Consider the following 18,930-nt stretch of genomic DNA (forward strand, 5'->3'; position numbering starts at 1 on the left):
GAATCCGCGGGTTCACGAAAAACCCCTGGCACTTCATCAATTGCGGAAACAATTAGGTTCCGCAGCGGTGTTCACTGTTTCACAGGAGGAAACGACAACATGGCAAAGACAGTTTGCAAAATCCTCGGCGTGGTCTTTCTCATCGTGGGGGTCGCAGGATTTGTCGCGCCCGGCATGCTGGGGACACATTTGAGCCTCGCGCATAATCTGATTCACGTGATTTCGGGCGCGATTGCTCTGTATTTCGGCTTTGCCGGATCATACAGCGGCGCCAGGTCGTTCTGCCTGGCATTCGGAGCCGTCTATCTGCTCTTGGGCGTGGTCGGATTTGTCATGGGAACACCGGGAGCATCTGAGATGGCCGGCATGACGCATCAGGATCCCAGACTATGGAAACTGCTGCCGGGGACGCTTGAACTCGGGCAGATGGATCACATCGTGCACATTCTGCTGGGCGTGGTGTTCTTAGCCGGTGGGTTAATCGGACGACGCGACTAGCACCGGTTGCGGATCGAAGTTTTGGCGAGTGGATCGATTGCGGTCGGTGACCGCGACTCGGTCGCTCGCCATTTTTCTTTGAACCTCATCATTGCACGAAAAGGCAAGAGCGGTGGCAAGCCGACCTTCCTCACCCCGAGCTGATTACCGTTGAGATTGAGGTCCCCCTGTTAATGACCTTCAACCTGAAGCAATCGAGTGAGTTTAGAAGTCTCACAGTCGGGAAGGCGGGCTTGCTCCCGCTCTCGCGGCGACTGGCTCTTGTTCGTACGGGCAATGGCGGCAGCCACTGTCGCAGCAGTATCCGCGCTTTAAATGATAAGCGGCGGTAAAAACCATGGCGCCGCCCTCGACATAATAATCTTGCCCCTCCTGCAATAGCGGAAGGGAGTGTTGGTTCACGACCTCAGTAGGTTCTGATTCCGGAAGGTTGAGTTTCGCGATAGCTTCCCCCAGACATTTAGGGCAAAAGCAGTCCGTTCGTTCGTCGGCGATAGGCGGAACATGGGGCAACTGCGCGCACCAACAGCTCTCGTCAGCCTGTGCGGCGCCGCAAGTGAACACAGCCTGGCAGCGTGCGCAAATCTTTTCCTCTGTCGAATTCACGATCGCGCGGACCTCATCTTACTGCGATGCGCAGGCCGCCACGCGCCACAATCCCCGGACTGCGAAACCCATTCTCGAAGTAAGTGACATCGAATAGATTGTCGGCGCCGCCAAAGAACGTGAGCGTCACACGTTCGGACGCTCGTCGTTCGTAGCTCGCGAACAGATCGGCCTTCGTGTATCCGGGAAACGTTAGTTCCGAAGTACGGAAAGGAAAATTATTCTCAAAAATCGGAGCGAGATGGCTTCCCGTGTAATTCAGGTCGAGACTGACAACGAATGAGCGATAGCGCTGATTGATGTTCAAGCCGAAAAGATGTTCGGGAATGACGTATTCACGCTGCAGGCCGCTGCCACGCACAAATCGATCGCTGTTCGTGAATGTGTATGACGCGCGCCAGTCGGCGCCTCGCCACGGCGCGGCTTCGAGATAGGCTTCCACGCCACGCGCAAAGCCGCCCGGCCGATTCTCGTAGCCGCTAAACCGGCCTGTTCCCAACGGGTCGATTACGAAAAATGAATTGAATGCGATAACGCGCTGCAAGTGAGTGTAGAAGTAAGTCGCGCCGAATCGTGCGCGGTCGTTCGCGACGCGTTGATCGAACCCGGCATCAACACTGATCGATTGTTCCGCGCGCAAGGTCGGATCGCCGAAGCGCGTGAAGCCCGCCTGCGCGAAAGTGCCGGCGCCAAACCGCTCGAACAACGCCGGTGCGCGGAATCCATTCCCGACATGGGCGCGTAGTTTCGTGCCCGTTGAACGAACGAAGTAAGCGATCGAACCGTCACCGGTAATTGAACTCTCCGGGTTGATAGAGCTAAGAAATCCGGGTCGATCGGCGGCGCTAATCCGAAACCACTGGCCCCGGGCGGCGACTGAAATCTGCAACCGATCTTCCAACAGGAAAATCTGATCCTGCGCAAACACCGCCATCGTGCGCTGCCGATCGGTGGTGTTATTGAAAGCGCTGAAAGATGGAATCGACGATTGGAAGAACGATTCGCGCTCGTACTCGAATCCGGCGGTCAGCAGGTTGTGACGTCCTAATCGGAAGTTAGCGCGCGCGTCAAACGTATCCGTTGAGCCGTTGTTAACCGCCACGAACTCGAATTCGCCGAACGGATAAAACGTCGGGGACGAGAACCGCGGATCTATCCCCGGCCCGTTGTAGTTTTGACGACGCGAACCCACATGTTGATAGGCCACCGAATATGAGATCGCGTCAGTGACGTGATCACTGAAGCGGATAGCGCCAACCAGCAGCCGGTTTCGGCGGCCTAGATCAGGATTGTTGAAGTCCGCATTGAACGTCGTGCCTTCGATTGCGCGTGGATATTGACCGCCGGCGAATGCTGCCGGGAGAGCAAATGGGCTGTCATTAATGCGCGCGTTTGCAGTCGTCCCGTAAAAGTTAAAGCTCAGGGTTGAAGATCGTGTCGGATGCAATTGAAAGCGTCCAGAGCCCGCCGTATTGCCGTACTCGTCGTTGCCGTCAACCCCATTTCGCACATCGACGCGAGACAAACCAAAGCTGAAGCCCGCGCGTTTGCCCAAGCCGCCCGATCCACGCACGCGTTCACGAAACTGCGCCAGGCTGCCGCCATCAAAACCGAACTCAAAATAACGGTCCCCGCCAGTCGTCCCCGAAACGAGATTAATCGCACCGCCGATCGCATTCGAGCCGTAGATTGACGAGCCCGAACCGCGCAGCACTTCAACGCGATCCAAATCATTGGGCGCGAGATCAGCAAACAATGGCCCGGCCGCGCCGTTAATGTCAGCCGCATCGCGCACGCGTAAGCCGTCGAGCAACAGCGCCGTGTCGGATGTGCGCTGTCCCCGCAGACGTACGCTGGTTAATGCGCCGGGCGAACCTTGTTGCTGCACCCGCACTCCCGGAACGCCGCGCAGGCTCTCGCTCAATCCAACTTCACGTTTCGTTTCAATTGCCGAGTTTTCGAGCACGCTGATCGCTTTTGAGGTCTCATCGACAGTCTGGGCGATGCCGGTTCCGGTGACGCTTACGGTTTCATTGATCGCCTCGACAGAAAGGCGCACGTCACTCGCCCCTGTTTGGCCACGCTGGATAGTCACGCGTGAAGCAGATGCGGCGAAGCCGTTTGCTCTAACTTCCAAAACGTAATCACCCGCGGCAAGGTTCGTAAACGCGTACGTGCCGTTACCGTCCGTGGTCGTCGATAACTCACCGCCGCTGCGTGAGCGCAGGCGAACGTTTGCACCTTCAATGTTTGCGTTACGTTCGTCAGTGACGCGCCCGCGAAGTTCAGTGCCGCTTTGTGGAAAGGCTGTTGTTGCGCTGATTGCGATTGCGATGACTAAAAACAGGATTCTTTTCATCTTCACTCTCATCCTTCATCCTTGCTTCACGCCCTCCCTCACGGTCGGGCTACTTCCCCAAACTCACCCTACGGCTGTCATCGGCGGCAACGCCCGCCTCTAAACGTTACTGTGCACCGGCGTGATTCGCGGTGCGCCTGAGATCGGATGCGCGTCCACCAGCACTCGCAAGCCAAACACGTCGCGAAGCAACGCTTCGGTCAAGACCGCCTGCGGCGCGCCCGCCGCGACGACGCCCCCGGCTTCCATGAGAATCACCTGGTTCGAGAATTCAGCCGCGAGATTGACGTCGTGTGTCACCACCACCGCCGCAGACTCTTCATTGGCGCAGCGCGCTTTAATCAAACGCAGCATCGTCGCTTGATGCGCGAGATCAAGATTCGCCGTCGGTTCATCAAGCAGAAAGACGCGCGCTTCAGTCGCGAGCGCACGCGCGAGTACTGCACGCTGGCGTTCGCCACCCGATAACTCGTTCATCAAGCGGGACTCGAAACCCGCCAGTTCTGTTTCGCGAATTGAGTTTTGCGCCACCTCGATGTCGTGTTCGTTTTCCCAGCCCCAAGCTTTGGCGCCCGACCAGGCGTAGCGGCCGCCAAGAACAAATTCGAAAACGGTCACCGGAAATCGCAGGTCTGCTTCCTGGGCGACCATTCCGATTTGCCGCGCTACTACCCGCCGCGCAAAGGTCCGCAAAGGCTTGCCATCGAGCAGAACTTCACCGGAAGCCGGCGCGATGCTGCCGTTGAGCGCGCGCAGCAAGGTTGATTTGCCTGCGCCGTTCGGGCCGAGAATCGCGATCACGCTTCCTGGTTCAGCCCGCAGCGAAACGTCACGCACCGCGGTCCGCTCGTCGTAGTTGATTGAGATGTTCTTTGCTTCGAGCATCCGGAAAACTTTGTTCGTTTAGAGGCGGGCTAACTGCCCGCCGTTTTCAATTTGCGAAAGGGCCGGCGGGCGGTAGCCCGCCTCTAAACAGCCCCAGCTCCGCGTTTCAACAAGTACACAAACAAGGGCGCGCCAATCAGCGCGGTGATCGCGCCCACCGGCAATTCACGCGGCGCGATTAGCGTGCGCGCCAAAGTGTCGGCGACAATCACAAACGTCGCGCCCGCGATCGCCGCGGCGGGCACCACCAGACGGTTGTCGCTGCCGAACGACAGCCGCACCAGATGCGGAACGACAAGTCCGACATAGCCGACTGATCCGCTCGAGGCGACCGACGCGCCCACCAAAAGACTCGCGGCGGCGAAAACGATCAGACGCACGCGCGCGACTTCGACACCCAGGTCGAATGCGTCACGCTCACCGAGCATCATTAAATTCAGAGACCGCGCATTCAGCGTGAGCACCAGTCCGCCAACAATTGCGGTAACCACCGCGACCGTCAGCAAGCTCCCGGTGGTTCCGGACAAATCACCCAGCAACCAAAACGTGAACGAACGAATGCGCGTCGCGTCCATCACGGTTGTGATAAAAACGATTCCCGATGAAAGAAACGTGGTGACGATCACGCCCGCAAGAATTAGGCGTTCAGGCGTGGCGCCGGTGCGACCGCGCGCCAGACGGTAAACCACAAATGTCGCAGCGCCGGCGCCCGCAAACGCCATGATCGGACGGCTCCACTCATAGCCGGTGAAGAAGACGAGCGCCGCCATCGTGCCAACTGCCGCGCCGTTCGAGACACCGAGCAGGTACGGTTCCGCCAACGGATTTCGTAGCAACGCCTGATATGCCGCGCCGGCCGCGGCCAAACACATCCCGACCGCGCCCGCCAAAATGATTCGAGGCAGACGAATATCGAAAAGGATCGCGCGCTCTTCCGCCGACAACGCGCAATTCGAGCTTCCGGTCAGCGCACAAAGCGATCCCGCAAACGGCAGACGCTGACTACCGATCACCGCGGCGCCGATCAATGCGAGCACGAGTACAACCAACAGCGAACCGCAAATCAGCAGCGTTCGCTTCAGCGTTGCTCTTCCGATGATTTGAGTTCGGTTCACAGATTCGATTCAGCGGCTCGGCCCGCCGCACAGTGCTACGTTCACTTAAATGCTTCCGGATGTAATGCGCGCGCCAATTGCTCCAGTCCTTCAAACAGCCGTGGTCCGGGTCGCGCTAAAATGTCATCGTTGATTTTGTAAACTCGATTATTCCGAACGGCGGGAGAATTTCTCAGCGCCGGCACCGCGGTTGAGTTCGCATTCCCCACCGAGCCGCCCGTCGGCAGAATGATCGCGTCGGGTTGAGACGCGAGCGCTGCCTCATCGCTGTAACGGGGGAACGCGGTCGGCACATCAGCGGTGACCGAGACTCCACCGGCGCGCCGGATCAGATCCGTTAAGAACGCTTCGCGGCCGATCGTGTACAACGGCTCATCTGAAATCTGGTAGAAAACTTTGATCCGTGGCTGGTTTACCACGGCAGATTCAACGGCCTGCGTCCGACGACGTAAGTCCGCGGCGACTTGTTTGGCTTGCTCACCGGTGCCGAACAGTTCTCCCAGCGTCTCGATCGAACTAAGAATCTGATCGACGCTATTGGGGTTCGTCACGTAAACCGCAATCCGCTGTTCATCAAGCTGTTTAGCGAAGGTCTCAAGTTGTGAGGCCGTGGAGATAAGAACGATTTGAGGCTTAAGCGCGATGATGCGCTCAACGCTGGGCTGCATTGTGTCACCGACTTCCGCGACGGCTTCGGCAGCGGGCGGATAGTCGCAGTAACTGGTGCGGCCGACCAGACGATCCCCGGCGCCGACGGCGTAAACGATCTCTGTCAGATTTGGCGCGAGCGAAACGATGCGATCGATTTTTTGGGGTAGGCGAACCTGGCGGCCCGCTTCGTCGGTAACTTCCCGCGTTTGAGTTGTGGGTAAAACTGTTTGCCGGCGTGAACGATAACAAGCAGTTGCTGAGATCACTGTCGCGACGAGCAGAAACGCGACTAAGAAGGCTTTTTTCTCAGTGAATTCTCTGTGGTTCTCTGTGTCTCGAGATCTGTTTGGCGAATATCGACCACAAAGACCCGCAGAACCACAAAGGTCGCACAAAGAGGTTTGTTTTCCCCTAAAAATCAAAAAGCCCGTCACCTTCTGCCGCGAAATGGACAGGTGGCAACGGGATCTTTTTTGAGAAATTCCCACGGCGGCCTGAACACCTTTCGCGGGCGTTCAAAACTGCTACAGCGTCCGGGCAGGTCTCCTGGCTTTGTCATCGCTTCAGACTGGCGATGAACTTCACAGTGGCGCGACCGCGCGGGATTCACACCCGCTTCCCTATTCTCCCCGCTTCGATGCGGGGCACCTGAACGCAATTTCAAAAATCGCAAAGCTTAACGCGCCGGACGATAGCACCGGCTCAGGCACCTGTCAATGCTCACTTGAAAGCCACCCACTTTGCTTGCGCCGCGCGCGTCAAGTAACATTTGGCGCTCAATCAATCACTCATGATCAAAACTGTCGAATGGACCGATGAAGGCGTCCGCATGCTGGACCAGCGTCTGCTGCCGAACGAAGAGAAATACCTGACGCTTTATTCGTACGAGGAAGTCGCGGACGCGATTAAGAAGATGGTCGTGCGCGGCGCGCCGGCGATTGGGGTCGCCGCTGCGATGGGACTCGCGCTGGGTGCGTCACAGTCGGTCAGCACTTCCCTGCCCGACCTCGAATACGATTTCAAGTACATGTGTGACGTGATGGGCGCGACGCGCCCGACGGCCGTTAATCTGTTCTGGGCGATTGAACGGATGCGCGACGTGATCAAGAAAGCGAAAGCTGAGGGCGTGAGCGATATCGGCGAAGTTAGGGCCCGTTTGGTCAAAGAGGCGCAAACGATTTTTCAGGAAGACATTGATTCAAACCGCGCCATCGGCCGTCACGGCGCCGACCTGATCAATGATGGCGCGACTGTGCTGACGCACTGTAACGCGGGCGCGCTGGCTACGGCGGGTGATTACGGCACTGCGCTCGGCGTGATTCGCGGGGCGGTTGATGCGGGCAAGCGGGTCGCCGTAATTGCCGACGAAACGCGGCCGTTCTTGCAAGGTGCGCGACTGACCGCGTGGGAATTGAGCAAGGACAACATTCCGGTCACCGTAATCACGGATAACATGGCCGGTCACGTGATGAAGCAAGGCAAAGTCGATTGCGTTGTCGTCGGCGCCGATCGCATTGCCGCAAACGGTGATGCCGCGAACAAGATCGGAACATACATGGTAGCCGTGTTGGCAAAGCAACACGACATTCCATTCTATGTGGCGGCCCCGTTCTCCACAGTCGATCTCGCCACCGCCACCGGCGAAGACATCCCCATCGAGGAACGAGATCCAAGAGAAGTGACGCACTTGCGCGAACAGCAATTGACCCCGGATGGTGTTGACGTGCACAACTTCGCCTTTGATGTCACTCCAAACGAGATGATTGCGGCCATCATCACTGATCGCGGCGTGGCCCGAGCCCCTTACACCGAAAGCCTCCAAACGTTGGCTAACGCGCGTTCCGCCAGCGCACCATAAACCTGAGGAGGCGCGTATCGCCGAAAACATCAACCAAATGAAGCTTTCGTTGCCGCCCGATTTGTCGAAGGCCGTTGAAGCTGCGCTCGATGATTGGCAAGCCAATCGCAAGGTCGAGCAACTTTGGGCGCGAGACGCGACGCTCTGGACTGATGCAGGCGAAGACAAATGGCTCGGCTGGCTGAACATCGTTGATGAGCAGCAAAAAACCAATCGCCGATTTGTGAACTTTGCTGCTGAAGTAAAAGAGGCCGGCTTTTCTCATGTCCTGTTGCTCGGGATGGGCGGCTCCAGTCTCTGCCCCGAAGTGCTGGCGAAGTCGTTCGGAAGCATCGATGGATTTCCGCGGCTTCACGTTCTGGATTCAACCGATCCGGCGCAGGTCAAGGCAGTTGAGAATAAGATCCACATCAGCACCACGCTGTTCTTCGTCTCAAGTAAATCGGGCACCACTCTCGAACCGAACATCTTCAAACAATACTTCTTCAGCCGCGCGCAAGAAGTCGTCGGCAAAGAGAACGCGGGCAAACACTTCATCGCCATAACCGATCCTGGATCGAAGCTGCGTGAGGAAGCTGAACGCGATCAGTTCCGAAAGATCTTTCTGGGTGACCCGAGCATCGGCGGACGTTACTCGGCGCTTTCCGATTTCGGCATGGCGCCGGCAGCCGCGATGGGAATCGACGTCCCGTCGTTTCTGAATCGCACCGGTGAGATGGTCAAGGCGTGCCGCGCGGATGCGGTGAAAAATAATCCGGGCGCGATTCTCGGAGCCGTGCTGGGAACTGCGCACAAACAGGGTCGCGACAAACTGACAATTGTTTCCTCGCCTGGAATCCACGATCTGGGCGCGTGGCTGGAACAGCTAGTGGCGGAATCGACCGGTAAGAACGGCAACGGATTGATTCCCCTGGATCGTGAAGCGCTCGCAACGGCGGACGCATACGGCGACGATCGCGTGTTCGTATATATGCGATTGGAATCGGGGCCGGATTCGCGCCAGGACGAGGCAATCGCGGACCTGGAGCAGGCTGGTCATCCGGTAATCATTATTTCAGTCGCTGATGTTTACGACCTCGGGAAGGAATTCTTTCGCTGGGAATTCGCCACTGCGGTGGCTGGCTCGATCATCGGCATTAATCCTTTCGATCAGCCAGACGTCGAAGCCAGCAAGATCGAAACGCGCAAACTCACTGACGAGTACGAGCGCACCGGATCATTACCGCCTGAAACACCATTTTACGAAGACGACGACATCAAGTTATTCGCCGATGACAGAAATGCCACCGCAATGAAGAGCGCAACGACGGAGGCTTCTCTGCGCGGATATCTGAAAGCCCATGTCGATCGCCTGAAGCCGAATGATTACTTTGCGACCCTCGCTTACGTTGAGATGAATGAAGAGCATGAGCAACTTCTGCAAACACCGCGTCACGCCATCCGCGACACAAAACATGTCGCGACGTGCTTAGGATTCGGGCCGCGCTTTTTGCATTCAACCGGACAGGCGTATAAAGGTGGGCCAGACTCGGGAGTGTTTCTGCAAATAACCTGCGATGATGCGAATGATTTACCCGTGCCAAATCAGAAGTACACTTTTGGCGTCGTGAAAGCGGCGCAGGCGCGCGGCGACTTTGAAGTGCTAGCGGAACGCGGGCGACGCGCGTTGCGAATTCATTTAGGCGCCCATGTGGCGAAGGGATTGCAAAAGTTGGACGCGGAAATCAAGCGAGCGCTCGATTAGTGTCAGGACCGGGGTCCCCGCGCGGGCAGCCCGCGTGGGGTGGTGGATGCGACCGGATCAAAACAGAACTTGAATGGCAGATCCCATCGCTACCGCTCCGCGTTCTGACACGCCTGGTACACACATGCAACTGGGAATGATTGGTCTGGGCCGGATGGGCGCCAACATGGTGCGACGCTTAATGCGTGGCGGCCATGAATGTGTCGTCTGGGACATGAATCCGGCGAGCGTCCAGGCACTTGCCGGCCAAGGCGCGATAGGAGCCTCTTCGCTGGAAGAGTTCGTCGCCAAACTCAAACAACCGCGCGCAATTTGGATCATGGTGCCGGCCGGTGAGGCAACGGAAAAGACGGTTAACGATCTCGGCGCGCGGCTTCACTCCGGCGACACCGTCATTGACGGTGGCAACTCGTATTTCAAAGACGACGTGCGCCGATCGAAGGCGCTGCGCGAAAAAGGCATTAACTACGTCGATGTCGGTACCAGCGGCGGCGTGTGGGGACTGGAGCGTGGCTACTGCATGATGATCGGCGGCCCGAAAGAAGTCGTTGAGCATCTCGATCCGATCTTCAAAACGCTCGCTCCCGGTCGCGGAGAGATTCCGCGTACTACGGGACGCGAGAATGTTCCCGGCACAGTTGAAGACGGCTATCTCTACTGCGGTCCGTCAGGCGCCGGCCATTTTGTAAAGATGGTGCACAACGGTATCGAGTACGGTCTGATGCAGGCGTATGCCGAAGGCTTCGACATTTTTCACAATGCGAACTCAGAACAGTTGCCGGAAGATATTCGTTACGACTTGAACGTCGCCGACATCGCTGAAGTGTGGCGCCGCGGCAGCGTGATCTCGTCCTGGCTGCTTGATCTGACGGCGATGGCCCTGCTTGAAGATCCCGAACTGAAAAGCTACACCGGCTTTGTTCAGGATTCAGGTGAAGGCCGCTGGACTATTCAAGCCGCAATCGAAGAAGCCGTGCCCGCCGAAGTTCTGACGTCCGCGCTTTACACGCGTTTTCGTTCGCGGCAAGAGCACACGTTTGCCGAAAAGATTCTGTCCGCCATGCGCAAGAAGTTTGGCGGGCATCTGGAACCGCGCAGTGGCACTAAGTGACGATGCCGTCTGACGAAACACAACCTGCAGCCGCAGCTGAGATTGCCCCGCCGTGCATCATGGTCATCTTCGGTGCCTCTGGCGATCTCACCAAGCGAAAACTGATTCCCGCTCTCTACAATCTCAAACACAGCCAGTGCCTCTCTGACAATTTCGCCGTACTCGGTCTCGCGCGCGTGGAAATGAGCGACGACGAATTTCGCCGGCGCCTGCGCGCAGACATGGACGAGTTCGCCACCGACGAAATCAGTGACGACGAATGGCAATGGCTCGCGGAGCGCCTTTATTACATGACCGGGGATTTCGACGACGATCGGATGTACGCACGGGTGAAGGCCCGGGTCGAGGAACTCGATCAGAAGCATCAGGCCGCAGGAAATTGCGTTTTCTATCTCGCCACCGCGCCTCAGTACTTCGCGCCGATTGCGCAGCAGCTCGGCCGCGTCGGATTAACAACGGAACAGGGCGATCACTGGCGACGGGTGGTCATTGAAAAGCCGTTTGGGCGTGATCTCGAATCAGCACGGCAACTGAACCAGGAGATCAAGCAGGTCCTGGACGAAGATCAGATTTATCGCATCGATCACTATCTCGGGAAAGAAACCGTGCAGAACATCATGGTGTTCCGGTTTAGCAACGGCCTGTTCGAACCAATCTGGAATCGCCAGTACGTTGACAGCGTGCAGATTACCGCGGCGGAGAAGGTTGGCGTCGAACAACGCGGGGCTTACTACGAAAGCACAGGCGCGTTACGCGACATGGTGCCGAATCACCTGCTTCAGTTAGTAACGCTGACGGCGATGGAGCCTCCGGTTTCGTTTGAGGCAAATTCGGTGCGCGATGAGCAGGTGAAAGTGCTTCGCGCGATTCAATGCCCTACACCCGAAGAAGCAGCAAAACGAACGGTGCGCGGCCAATACGATGCGGGCGAGATTGATGAAAAGCCGGCGCCGGCTTATCGCGCGGAACCAAACGTCGCGCCCGATTCGAATGTCGAGACATACGTCGGGATAAAACTTTTGATCGATAACTGGCGTTGGGCTGACGTGCCGTTTTACCTGCGTACCGGAAAGCGTCTGCTCGCGCGCGACACAGAAATCGCCATTCGCTTCAAACGCGCGCCGTTCGTCCTCTTTCGTAACACGCCGATTGAACGCCTCAATCGCAATCGCCTCGTGCTGCACATTCAACCCGACGAAGGAATTTCCGTGCGCTTTGGCGCAAAGATTCCCGGCTCAACCATGAACATCGGCGCGGTCGATATGCAGTTTGATTACGAAGACTATTTTGGCGACACACCCAGCACTGGTTACGAACGTTTGTTGCACGACTGCATGGTGGGCGACGCGACGCTCTTCCAGCGCGCAGATCAAGTCGAAGCAGGATGGGCGGTAGTTGAACCGATTGTTCAAGCCTGGAAGCAAGCGCCGCCGGACTTTCCAAACTACAAGGCCGGGACGTGGGGACCGAAGGAAGCTGAAGAGCTGTTAACGCGCGACGGTCGTGAGTGGGAGTGGACTTCGGATCTTAGACGTCCTCACCGCGCGAAGTAAGACGGTACGCACGCCCCTGGCGTGCTGGCACGCGGGACGCGTGTGTACCGACGTCACGTAGATGGAACTGAGATGTATCTTTGAGTGCGATTAGCGCGACGCCAGCCAGGTTTGGTGTTGAATCGCTTCTCGTGTCGCTCAACGCATTCCCAGCAAAAGAAATGCAGTTTGCTATCGGGCCCGATGGACTCGATCACGTGGTTGGTTATCCGGTCACAACGCTCGCAACGTCTTACTGTCGGTTGTTCAGCCATATCAGTTGCCTGGATTATGAAACACTCACTCACTGACATCCAAGACGCCCCGGTACGATAGTTCACCATTGACGAGGCGCGCAGCACTCGTGAATGGATGTTCTTCCGACTTTCCTGCGCCCAGGATGTGGACCACCGTCACGCTCTTCGCTTTCAAATAATCCGCGATTAAGCTGCGATGACATTTCCACCAGACGGCTTCGGCGCACATAATCGCCGTCCGACTTTCTTTCGCCTCCCGGAGCAGCTGCTCAATGCCTTCGTGAAACTCGTCCGACTCCATGTGATCCGCGTACCCGCGAAACATTTCATTCCGCCAGGCCATATTAATTGAATCAGGTTTCGCACGGCGGCGGCCTCCAAGCTCAGGAGCGTGACGGTACTCGATTTCAGCTTCCGCCAGCACCGCCGCCAGGGTCGGTTTATTAAATTGCGGATAACGCCGCGACCCTGGATAAGTACGGACATCAACCAACGCGCCGACGCGAAACGACTGTAGCGCTGCGACGAACTCGTCGATGGGCCGTGTCGAATGGCCGATTGTCCAGACCGACAAGCTTGCGTTCGGATTCATGCTAACGATCGTACAACTAAAAGTAGTCGTGAAAATTACCGGCCCTTGCGAAAAAGTTTCTTGACACGCTCTGAGGCGCAGAGTATAAGCCGCGTGTCCTAAAGGCCTCTGACGCGCTAGCGCGTACTCACTAAACTGACGCGAGATCGTTTCATCGTTTCTGGCCTACTCGCGATCCGGCAACTCTGCTTTCGATCGTGGCAGTGGCGCCGAAGAAAGATTCCCAAACGAGGTAAATAGATATGTTTGGTTCACAAGTCATCGACGTTGCCATCGGCATGGTCTTCGTTTACCTGCTCCTGAGTTTGGTCTGCTCCGCGGCAAACGAATTAATCGAAACGGTAATGAAAAACCGCGCCGCGAAACTGGAGGAAGGAATTCGCTCCCTGCTCAACGACGAAGGGCTGGCGAACCAAGTATATAACCACACGCTGGTCAGCGGTCTCTATACCAAAGCCAAGGGGAAACCGTCCTACATTCCTTCACGCACATTTGCCTTGGCACTCCTGAATATCGTTGCTCCCGATGTCACTTCGCCGGGCGCCGGATCAAATCCGGTGCAAGCGGTGCGCGACACGGTTTCCAACCTGCCAGCCAATCACGCAGCCGCCCCAATCAAAGATGCCCTGCTGGCCCTGATCGATGACGCTCAAGGCGATATCAACAAACTGCGGTTGAATATTCAGAATTGGTACGACGGCGCAATGGATCGCGTTTCGGGTTGGTACAAGCGACGTGTGCACATAATCATTATGATCCTGGGCCTGCTGGTTACGATCGGTTTGAATGTCGATTCAATCGCCATTTTCAAGGCCCTCGCCAATGACAAGGCTTTGCGTGATTCGATGGTGGCCGCCGCAGATGCTTATGCCAAAGCCAATGCTTTGCCAACTCCCACACCGTCTCCCTCGACAACTCAGCCGCCGGGAAACTCTGCGACAGGTGCGGCAACTCAGCCGCCGGCAGACAGCACGGCAACTCCGACACCGGTCTCGTCGCCGACCCCAACACAGTCGCCAACTCCTTCGGACCCATGTTGGGCGCATGACTGCCAGGCGGATGAAAACTCTCCCAAGTGCAAGTTAAAGAAAAACCAGTGCCAACTTGAAAAACTGGGTCTGCCGATTGGGTGGAGACCACCTCGTGATCCTTTCCCCGGATTTATGCTCTGGAAGCCAGGCGTCCTGGGCACCTGGGGAACGCAGATTTATGAACACGGGTGGGGTTGGTTGCTGACTGCGCTGGCGATTTCTCTCGGTGCTCCGTTCTGGTTCGACCTGCTAAACAAGTTCATCGTCATTCGTTCGACGGTGAAACCGAAGGAGAAGAGTCAGGAGGAACAGTCGAAGGATTGATGAAGTCCTGGTTGCCGTGTTGGGTCGATAACGATGGGCATATCGATGACCAGGAAGAAATATTTTCGGAGACACGGGTCGGGCCAGGGTCCCACCGAACCGTAATTCCATCGACGTCCACCTGCCATAGATAAGGAGCATTTGCGATGCCAGATAACGAAGTGCCAATTGTGGAGATTAAGAAGACCGGGAGCGTGCCTCAGATACAACTCAGCTTTGGGTTCGCCCAATTCGCGAGCTTCCGGATCCTCCTTTGGGACACTAACGGACATAACCCAACCGAAGTAGCAAAGGCCACTAATGTCCCCGGTGAACCGGATACCTTTCCCATCGGGACTTCAGCAAGCGGACTTGATGGCCGTTACATAACGTGGCAGGCCTCTATTGCATCGCCGACCGGTGGGCCGGGCCAGCAGTTTAGTCAAACAGCGAAGTTCTTACAGGACGGCGCCAACTGTCCAACCGGGCCGTTCACTCAGAGTGGGCCGTTCTCAAATGTGACGGCTACCTTTGCCAACGCTCGTTTCAAGGTAGTGGATTAAGGGGATGAAAAACCAAACTAGCTCGTTGCACAAATTCGGCCTTGTTCTGTGCGCGCTCGGCGTCCTGTCAATGATCGTCTGCCCACCAGTCTTAGCGAGGGGCTCAAGCGTTAGTTTTCAGCAAGGGCACTTGCGGCCGATTCGCGTTCACATTCCTGAGACGGGACCGGCGACGATTGAAGGCGCTGCGACCCGTGATGCAGTCTCGTATAAGAGTGGTAATCGGTTCGTGGTTGTCGTTCCCCAGGCCTCGGTCGCATCGTTCCAGAACGACCTGAGCGGTCGCGAGGTTCTAAGCGTTAAGCTGGAACAACGGAGCGACGATATTGAGATCACATTCGTATTGCGGACCGGGGGCAGTGCTCGCGTCGTTCACGCTACGAATAGCCTTTCAGTGGTGTTCGCGCTCCCACAACTCGCGGCTTTGCGCACTAATAGCGACGCCTCGAATAACGAAACGCAACCGGCGCTCGCTCCGCCAGCGACTGCGGGCAGCCCAGCCCCGGAGAATAATTCTCTGATCATCACGCCGGCTGCAAGTACAAGTACGGTTGCTCCCGGGCCAAATGCTCCCGTTGTCGCGCCGCCTGTCCCTCCAGTTCCGCAGGCTTCGCCCACGCTAAGTAACCTTCTTCAGGGAATTGCCGGCCTTATCCCCGGCGCGAGTAAAGACCTCGAGGCTGGTTTTGGAAACATCGACCTGTCGATGCCGGAGTCGCCCGCTGCTACCGTCTTAGGCGTCACGCCGAACACGATAGTGCGACCCGGGACGCCGCGAGAATTTGCCACGTCTCTGCTGAACGGATTGGATAAGAACGGAAATTTCCAAACCGGACTGGCGATCGACACTGCGCCATTCATGCTATTCAATGGCAGGAACATTACCCTGCAGGATTACAATGATTATTACCTGACACGTTTGCTCAGCCGCACCCAATTCTCATTGGCAACGACCAAGGGCGCTGCCGCGGACGACACGGCCACACGTCTGGCTCTGGGCCTTAATGTGACCTTGTGGGACAAAGGCGACGCGCGAGTTTACCATCCGAAGCGCGGCGTGGACGGCGACGTTCTGACTTGCTTCAAGGCGAACATTCAGCCGCCCGATGCGCCAAGTTCCGCCATACCTTCACCCGCAGAGATTGCGGCGATCAACGCAAAGGCCATCGCCGCCAACAGCCAGGTAGCGGATGCCTGTCGCGACAAAGTGAGAAAGGCAAATTGGAATGCCACCAGCTGGGTGATCGCCTATGCTCCCAGTTGGATCACCAAGAACGGCCAAAACACTTCACTCAAATGGAACGGCGGCGCGTTTTGGAGTTCGTTCGCTTACGGTTTCGATGGGCTGCCGAGTCTAAGCAAGGTTGCACAGCTGATCCTTCACGCCCGGCACCGAACGAATGAACAAGTTGCCGATCCAGACCGGCCCGGACAGTTCGTGTCCCAGAACTCCAGCTTTTTCGGAGGACGATTTCGGGCAGGCAATCCCGACTTCGCGTTCAACCTGGAGGGTTCATACATTCGCAACCGCGTTCCGTCGAACCGGACCTTTACTTCAGGTCGGTTTGCCTTCGGCGCGGAGGCGAGGATCACAGACAACTTCTACCTTGTGGTCACGGGTGGGAATGGCCCAGGAGATGCAGGTGCACCGAAGAAGGGGTTCTTCATGAGCTCATTCAAATACGGATTCAACAAGAAGTCTCAGTTGAACCCGCAACCTCAGTAGATTTCGTCGTCGCGCGTTAGGACGGCATTGAATATCAGCACTAATAGAATTCAGTCATTCCACTTCAAACCAGGAGAGGCCGATGCCTGAACAAACTCAAGACTCAGCCGCCAATCCTTCGAACATGCCTCGAACCACCGCCGCAGGCAGAGGGCCGGGATCGGCCGAGGCCGGCGTCGGGTGGATTATCGCGATTATTGCGTATCTGGTTCTCTTCACCGTGTTTGTCGGCTATGCCATGGTGAAGATTTGGCCAGTAAGAACCCCATCCCGCGAAAACCCACCTGCGGCACAGCAACGTCCGTCGTCAACGGCGACCGACCAGGCGACGGCACCTGCGGCAGGCGCTACCACCCCGACCGCCTCGCCTGCCGGTCAATCGAGTCCGGTCGCCACAGCTCAGAATTCAACTGCACCGGCCGCGAGATCGACCGCATCGCCGACGCCGACGCCATCGCCATCCCCGGGCGCAGAACCTTCGCCTGTCACCTTCCTGGGCTATCAGCTCAGTTTGTGGGACGAGCAACGGCTTCTGTTCCTGGTGCTCTTGGGGGGCGCGCTCGGAACTCTGGTGCACTGTCTGCGCTCGATCTATTGGTACATCGGCAATCGCAGTCTGGTAAAGAGCTGGATCGCAATGTACTTCATGATGCCATTCGCAGGGTCTGCCCTGGCATTGGTGTTCTATTTACTCATTCGCGGCGGATTTTTCTCTCCCCAATCGTCGTTCCAGGAGACTAGTCCTTTTGGATTTGCCGCTTTCGCCGCTTTGATTGGCATGTTTAGCACGCAGGCTGTGCTCAAGCTCAAGGATGTGGCTGAGGTGCTATTGTCGAAGCCACAGGTTGGGGCGAACCCGCAACCACAACAATCGTTACCGGGTACTGGTGCAGCGCCGACGCCTCCGCCAGTTCCGGCAATTCCGCCTCCACCGCCAGCGCCGGATAATGCAACGACCCCGCCGGCGGTGGGGTGATGACGACAGATCCTCCACTGAAATGATTAGAAAAAGACAGTTCGAATAAAGGAGTAAACGATGGCTCAAGGTACCGTTATCCCTTCGGGTTTGAACCTCCGAGCAACACCAGGAGGCACGATCATGAAAGTACTTCCGCAAGGAACTACTGTTGAAATTCTGGAAGATCAAGGTAACTTTTTGAAGGTGAGCGTTGGCAGTGATGTCGGTTTTGTAGCCGCTAGCTTCATAAATCGAAACGCGGCTCAGGCAACTGATCCTCCCGCGGTTCCCGCAACGACTCCGAATCTGAACCTCGCCGGTTTGGCGGGAAAGATTCCTGACGCGGTGCTCGCGCAAATTCCCGCAGCCGCGTCGGAGTTTAATATCACGTCGAATCTACGGCTGGCGCACTTTCTCGCGCAGTGTGCGCTGGAATCTATGAACTTCACCGCCACCGTCGAAAACCTGAACTACAGCGCCCAACGCCTGCTGCAAGTATTTCCAAAGTACTTTAAAAACGTAGACGTGAATGCCTATGCTCGTAACCCTCAGAAAATCGGCAGCCGCGTCTATGCCAACCGAATGGGCAATGGCGACGAGGCTTCGGGAGACGGATTCAGGTATCGTGGCCGCGGCTACATTCAATTAACGGGCAAGAACAACTACACGAGCTTTACAGGTTTCGTCGGTGAAGACTGTGTCGCAAACCCGGATCTGGTTGCCACGAAGTTTCCGCTCGCTTCGGCGGCGTTCTTCTTTAACTCAAACAACATTTGGGCGATCTGCGATCAAGGCGCGAGCGATGCAGTCGTTACCAGCGTGACGAAACGCGTTAATGGCGGGACACACGGTCTTGCGGAAAGAATTCAAAACTTCAAGAAGTTCCGAGCGGCGCTAGGCGCCTAAAGCAGTCTGTCATCGCGCCGATAAATTTGGGTGCGGGTTGACCGGCGCCAGACTTGCTCCTTCACCTAAGCGTTGAATAGCGCGCCGGCGTTTTTTAGAAAGACATGTCCGCCCACGGGCAGTTTCTCGATCGAAGTTTTGTTTGCGCCGGTTAACGGCGAGTAGTTTTCTGCGACAACAACCGTCCCGTTCTTCTCTTTCGTTGTCGCGCACGTTTAATCAATCCATCAAGGGA

At 56.9% G+C, this 18,930-nt stretch carries 15 protein-coding genes and 1 riboswitch; of the genes, 10 read left to right on the forward strand and 5 right to left on the reverse strand.

The window, feature by feature from the left end:
- The first annotated feature begins 99 nt into the window (after nt 1–99).
- Nucleotides 100–498, forward strand: coding sequence for a DUF4383 domain-containing protein (locus VFX97_17515; protein ID HEX5705000.1), 399 nt, complete (start codon nt 100–102; stop codon nt 496–498).
- Between the two features lie 619 nt (nt 499–1,117).
- Here VFX97_17515 and VFX97_17520 read toward each other — a convergent pair.
- The 4 genes from VFX97_17520 to VFX97_17535 all read right to left on the reverse strand — a co-directional run bounded on the left by VFX97_17520 (nt 1,118) and on the right by VFX97_17535 (nt 6,380).
- Nucleotides 1,118–3,463: a TonB-dependent receptor gene (locus VFX97_17520; GenBank protein HEX5705001.1), complete on the reverse strand. Its 2,346-nt coding sequence runs from the start codon at nt 3,461–3,463 to the stop codon at nt 1,118–1,120.
- 99 nt (nt 3,464–3,562) lie between these two features.
- Nucleotides 3,563–4,348 carry an ABC transporter ATP-binding protein gene (locus tag VFX97_17525; GenBank protein HEX5705002.1) on the reverse strand — a complete coding sequence of 262 codons (786 nt, stop codon included), beginning with the start codon at nt 4,346–4,348 and terminating at the stop codon, nt 3,563–3,565.
- An 83-nt stretch (nt 4,349–4,431) separates the two neighbouring features.
- Nucleotides 4,432–5,463 carry an iron ABC transporter permease gene (locus VFX97_17530; GenBank protein HEX5705003.1) on the reverse strand — a complete coding sequence of 344 codons (1,032 nt, stop codon included), beginning with the start codon at nt 5,461–5,463 and terminating at the stop codon, nt 4,432–4,434.
- A gap of 41 nt (nt 5,464–5,504) precedes the next feature.
- A complete protein-coding gene (locus VFX97_17535; protein HEX5705004.1) occupies nt 5,505–6,380 on the reverse strand; it encodes a cobalamin-binding protein in 876 nt (291 codons plus the stop codon).
- Between the two features lie 252 nt (nt 6,381–6,632).
- Nucleotides 6,633–6,781: riboswitch (cobalamin riboswitch) on the reverse strand.
- 123 nt (nt 6,782–6,904) lie between these two features.
- Between VFX97_17535 and mtnA the strand changes: the two genes are divergently transcribed.
- The 4 genes from mtnA (at nt 6,905) to zwf (ending at nt 12,380) form a co-directional block, all read left to right on the forward strand.
- Nucleotides 6,905–7,972: an S-methyl-5-thioribose-1-phosphate isomerase gene (mtnA, locus tag VFX97_17540; GenBank protein ID HEX5705005.1), complete on the forward strand. Its 1,068-nt coding sequence runs from the start codon at nt 6,905–6,907 to the stop codon at nt 7,970–7,972.
- Entirely contained in the window at nt 7,878–9,716 is a 1,839-nt protein-coding gene (locus VFX97_17545; GenBank protein HEX5705006.1) for a bifunctional transaldolase/phosoglucose isomerase, read from the forward strand. Before mtnA ends, VFX97_17545 begins: the two co-directional genes overlap by 95 nt.
- Before the next feature lie 73 nt (nt 9,717–9,789).
- Nucleotides 9,790–10,827: a decarboxylating 6-phosphogluconate dehydrogenase gene (gnd, locus tag VFX97_17550; protein HEX5705007.1), complete on the forward strand. Its 1,038-nt coding sequence runs from the start codon at nt 9,790–9,792 to the stop codon at nt 10,825–10,827.
- A 2-nt stretch (nt 10,828–10,829) separates the two neighbouring features.
- The gene (gene zwf / locus VFX97_17555; GenBank protein HEX5705008.1) at nt 10,830–12,380 is read left to right on the forward strand and encodes a glucose-6-phosphate dehydrogenase; all 1,551 of its coding nucleotides are present in this window, start codon (nt 10,830–10,832) and stop codon (nt 12,378–12,380) included.
- Between the two features lie 279 nt (nt 12,381–12,659).
- On the opposite strand, the gene VFX97_17560 is transcribed toward zwf, so the two are convergent.
- Complete coding sequence (locus VFX97_17560; GenBank protein HEX5705009.1) at nt 12,660–13,208, reverse strand: DUF488 domain-containing protein; 549 nt, start codon at nt 13,206–13,208, stop codon at nt 12,660–12,662.
- 242 nt (nt 13,209–13,450) lie between these two features.
- Here VFX97_17560 and VFX97_17565 point away from each other — a divergent pair, with 242 nt between their 5' ends.
- The 5 genes from VFX97_17565 to VFX97_17585 all read left to right on the forward strand — a co-directional run bounded on the left by VFX97_17565 (nt 13,451) and on the right by VFX97_17585 (nt 18,695).
- Nucleotides 13,451–14,563 (forward strand): hypothetical protein, encoded by a 1,113-nt coding sequence (locus VFX97_17565; GenBank protein ID HEX5705010.1) that lies wholly within the window; start codon nt 13,451–13,453, stop codon nt 14,561–14,563.
- Nucleotides 14,564–14,709: 146 nt separating this feature from the next.
- The gene (locus VFX97_17570) at nt 14,710–15,105 is read left to right on the forward strand and encodes a hypothetical protein (protein ID HEX5705011.1); all 396 of its coding nucleotides are present in this window, start codon (nt 14,710–14,712) and stop codon (nt 15,103–15,105) included.
- A 4-nt stretch (nt 15,106–15,109) separates the two neighbouring features.
- Nucleotides 15,110–16,831, forward strand: coding sequence for a hypothetical protein (locus VFX97_17575; GenBank protein ID HEX5705012.1), 1,722 nt, complete (start codon nt 15,110–15,112; stop codon nt 16,829–16,831).
- Nucleotides 16,832–16,913: 82 nt separating this feature from the next.
- Entirely contained in the window at nt 16,914–17,807 is an 894-nt protein-coding gene (locus VFX97_17580) for a hypothetical protein (GenBank protein HEX5705013.1), read from the forward strand.
- Between the two features lie 60 nt (nt 17,808–17,867).
- Nucleotides 17,868–18,695 (forward strand): SH3 domain-containing protein, encoded by an 828-nt coding sequence (locus VFX97_17585; protein HEX5705014.1) that lies wholly within the window; start codon nt 17,868–17,870, stop codon nt 18,693–18,695.
- Nucleotides 18,696–18,930: the final 235 nt, after the last annotated feature.

The sequence above is a fragment of the Pyrinomonadaceae bacterium genome, from assembly GCA_036277115.1.
GTDB lineage: Bacteria > Acidobacteriota > Blastocatellia > Pyrinomonadales > Pyrinomonadaceae > UBA11740.

Coding starts and splice junctions, on each gene's coding strand:
- VFX97_17515 (HEX5705000.1), top strand. CDS start 100: ATGGCAAAGACAGTTTGCAAAATCCTCGGCGTGGTCTTTCTCATCGTG.
- VFX97_17520 (HEX5705001.1), bottom strand. CDS start 3,463: ATGAAAAGAATCCTGTTTTTAGTCATCGCAATCGCAATCAGCGCAACA.
- VFX97_17525 (HEX5705002.1), bottom strand. CDS start 4,348: ATGCTCGAAGCAAAGAACATCTCAATCAACTACGACGAGCGGACCGCG.
- mtnA (HEX5705005.1), top strand. CDS start 6,905: ATGATCAAAACTGTCGAATGGACCGATGAAGGCGTCCGCATGCTGGAC.
- gnd (HEX5705007.1), top strand. CDS start 9,790: ATGGCAGATCCCATCGCTACCGCTCCGCGTTCTGACACGCCTGGTACA.
- zwf (HEX5705008.1), top strand. CDS start 10,830: ATGCCGTCTGACGAAACACAACCTGCAGCCGCAGCTGAGATTGCCCCG.
- VFX97_17560 (HEX5705009.1), bottom strand. CDS start 13,208: ATGAATCCGAACGCAAGCTTGTCGGTCTGGACAATCGGCCATTCGACA.
- VFX97_17565 (HEX5705010.1), top strand. CDS start 13,451: ATGTTTGGTTCACAAGTCATCGACGTTGCCATCGGCATGGTCTTCGTT.
- VFX97_17570 (HEX5705011.1), top strand. CDS start 14,710: ATGCCAGATAACGAAGTGCCAATTGTGGAGATTAAGAAGACCGGGAGC.
- VFX97_17575 (HEX5705012.1), top strand. CDS start 15,110: ATGAAAAACCAAACTAGCTCGTTGCACAAATTCGGCCTTGTTCTGTGC.
- VFX97_17580 (HEX5705013.1), top strand. CDS start 16,914: ATGCCTGAACAAACTCAAGACTCAGCCGCCAATCCTTCGAACATGCCT.
- VFX97_17585 (HEX5705014.1), top strand. CDS start 17,868: ATGGCTCAAGGTACCGTTATCCCTTCGGGTTTGAACCTCCGAGCAACA.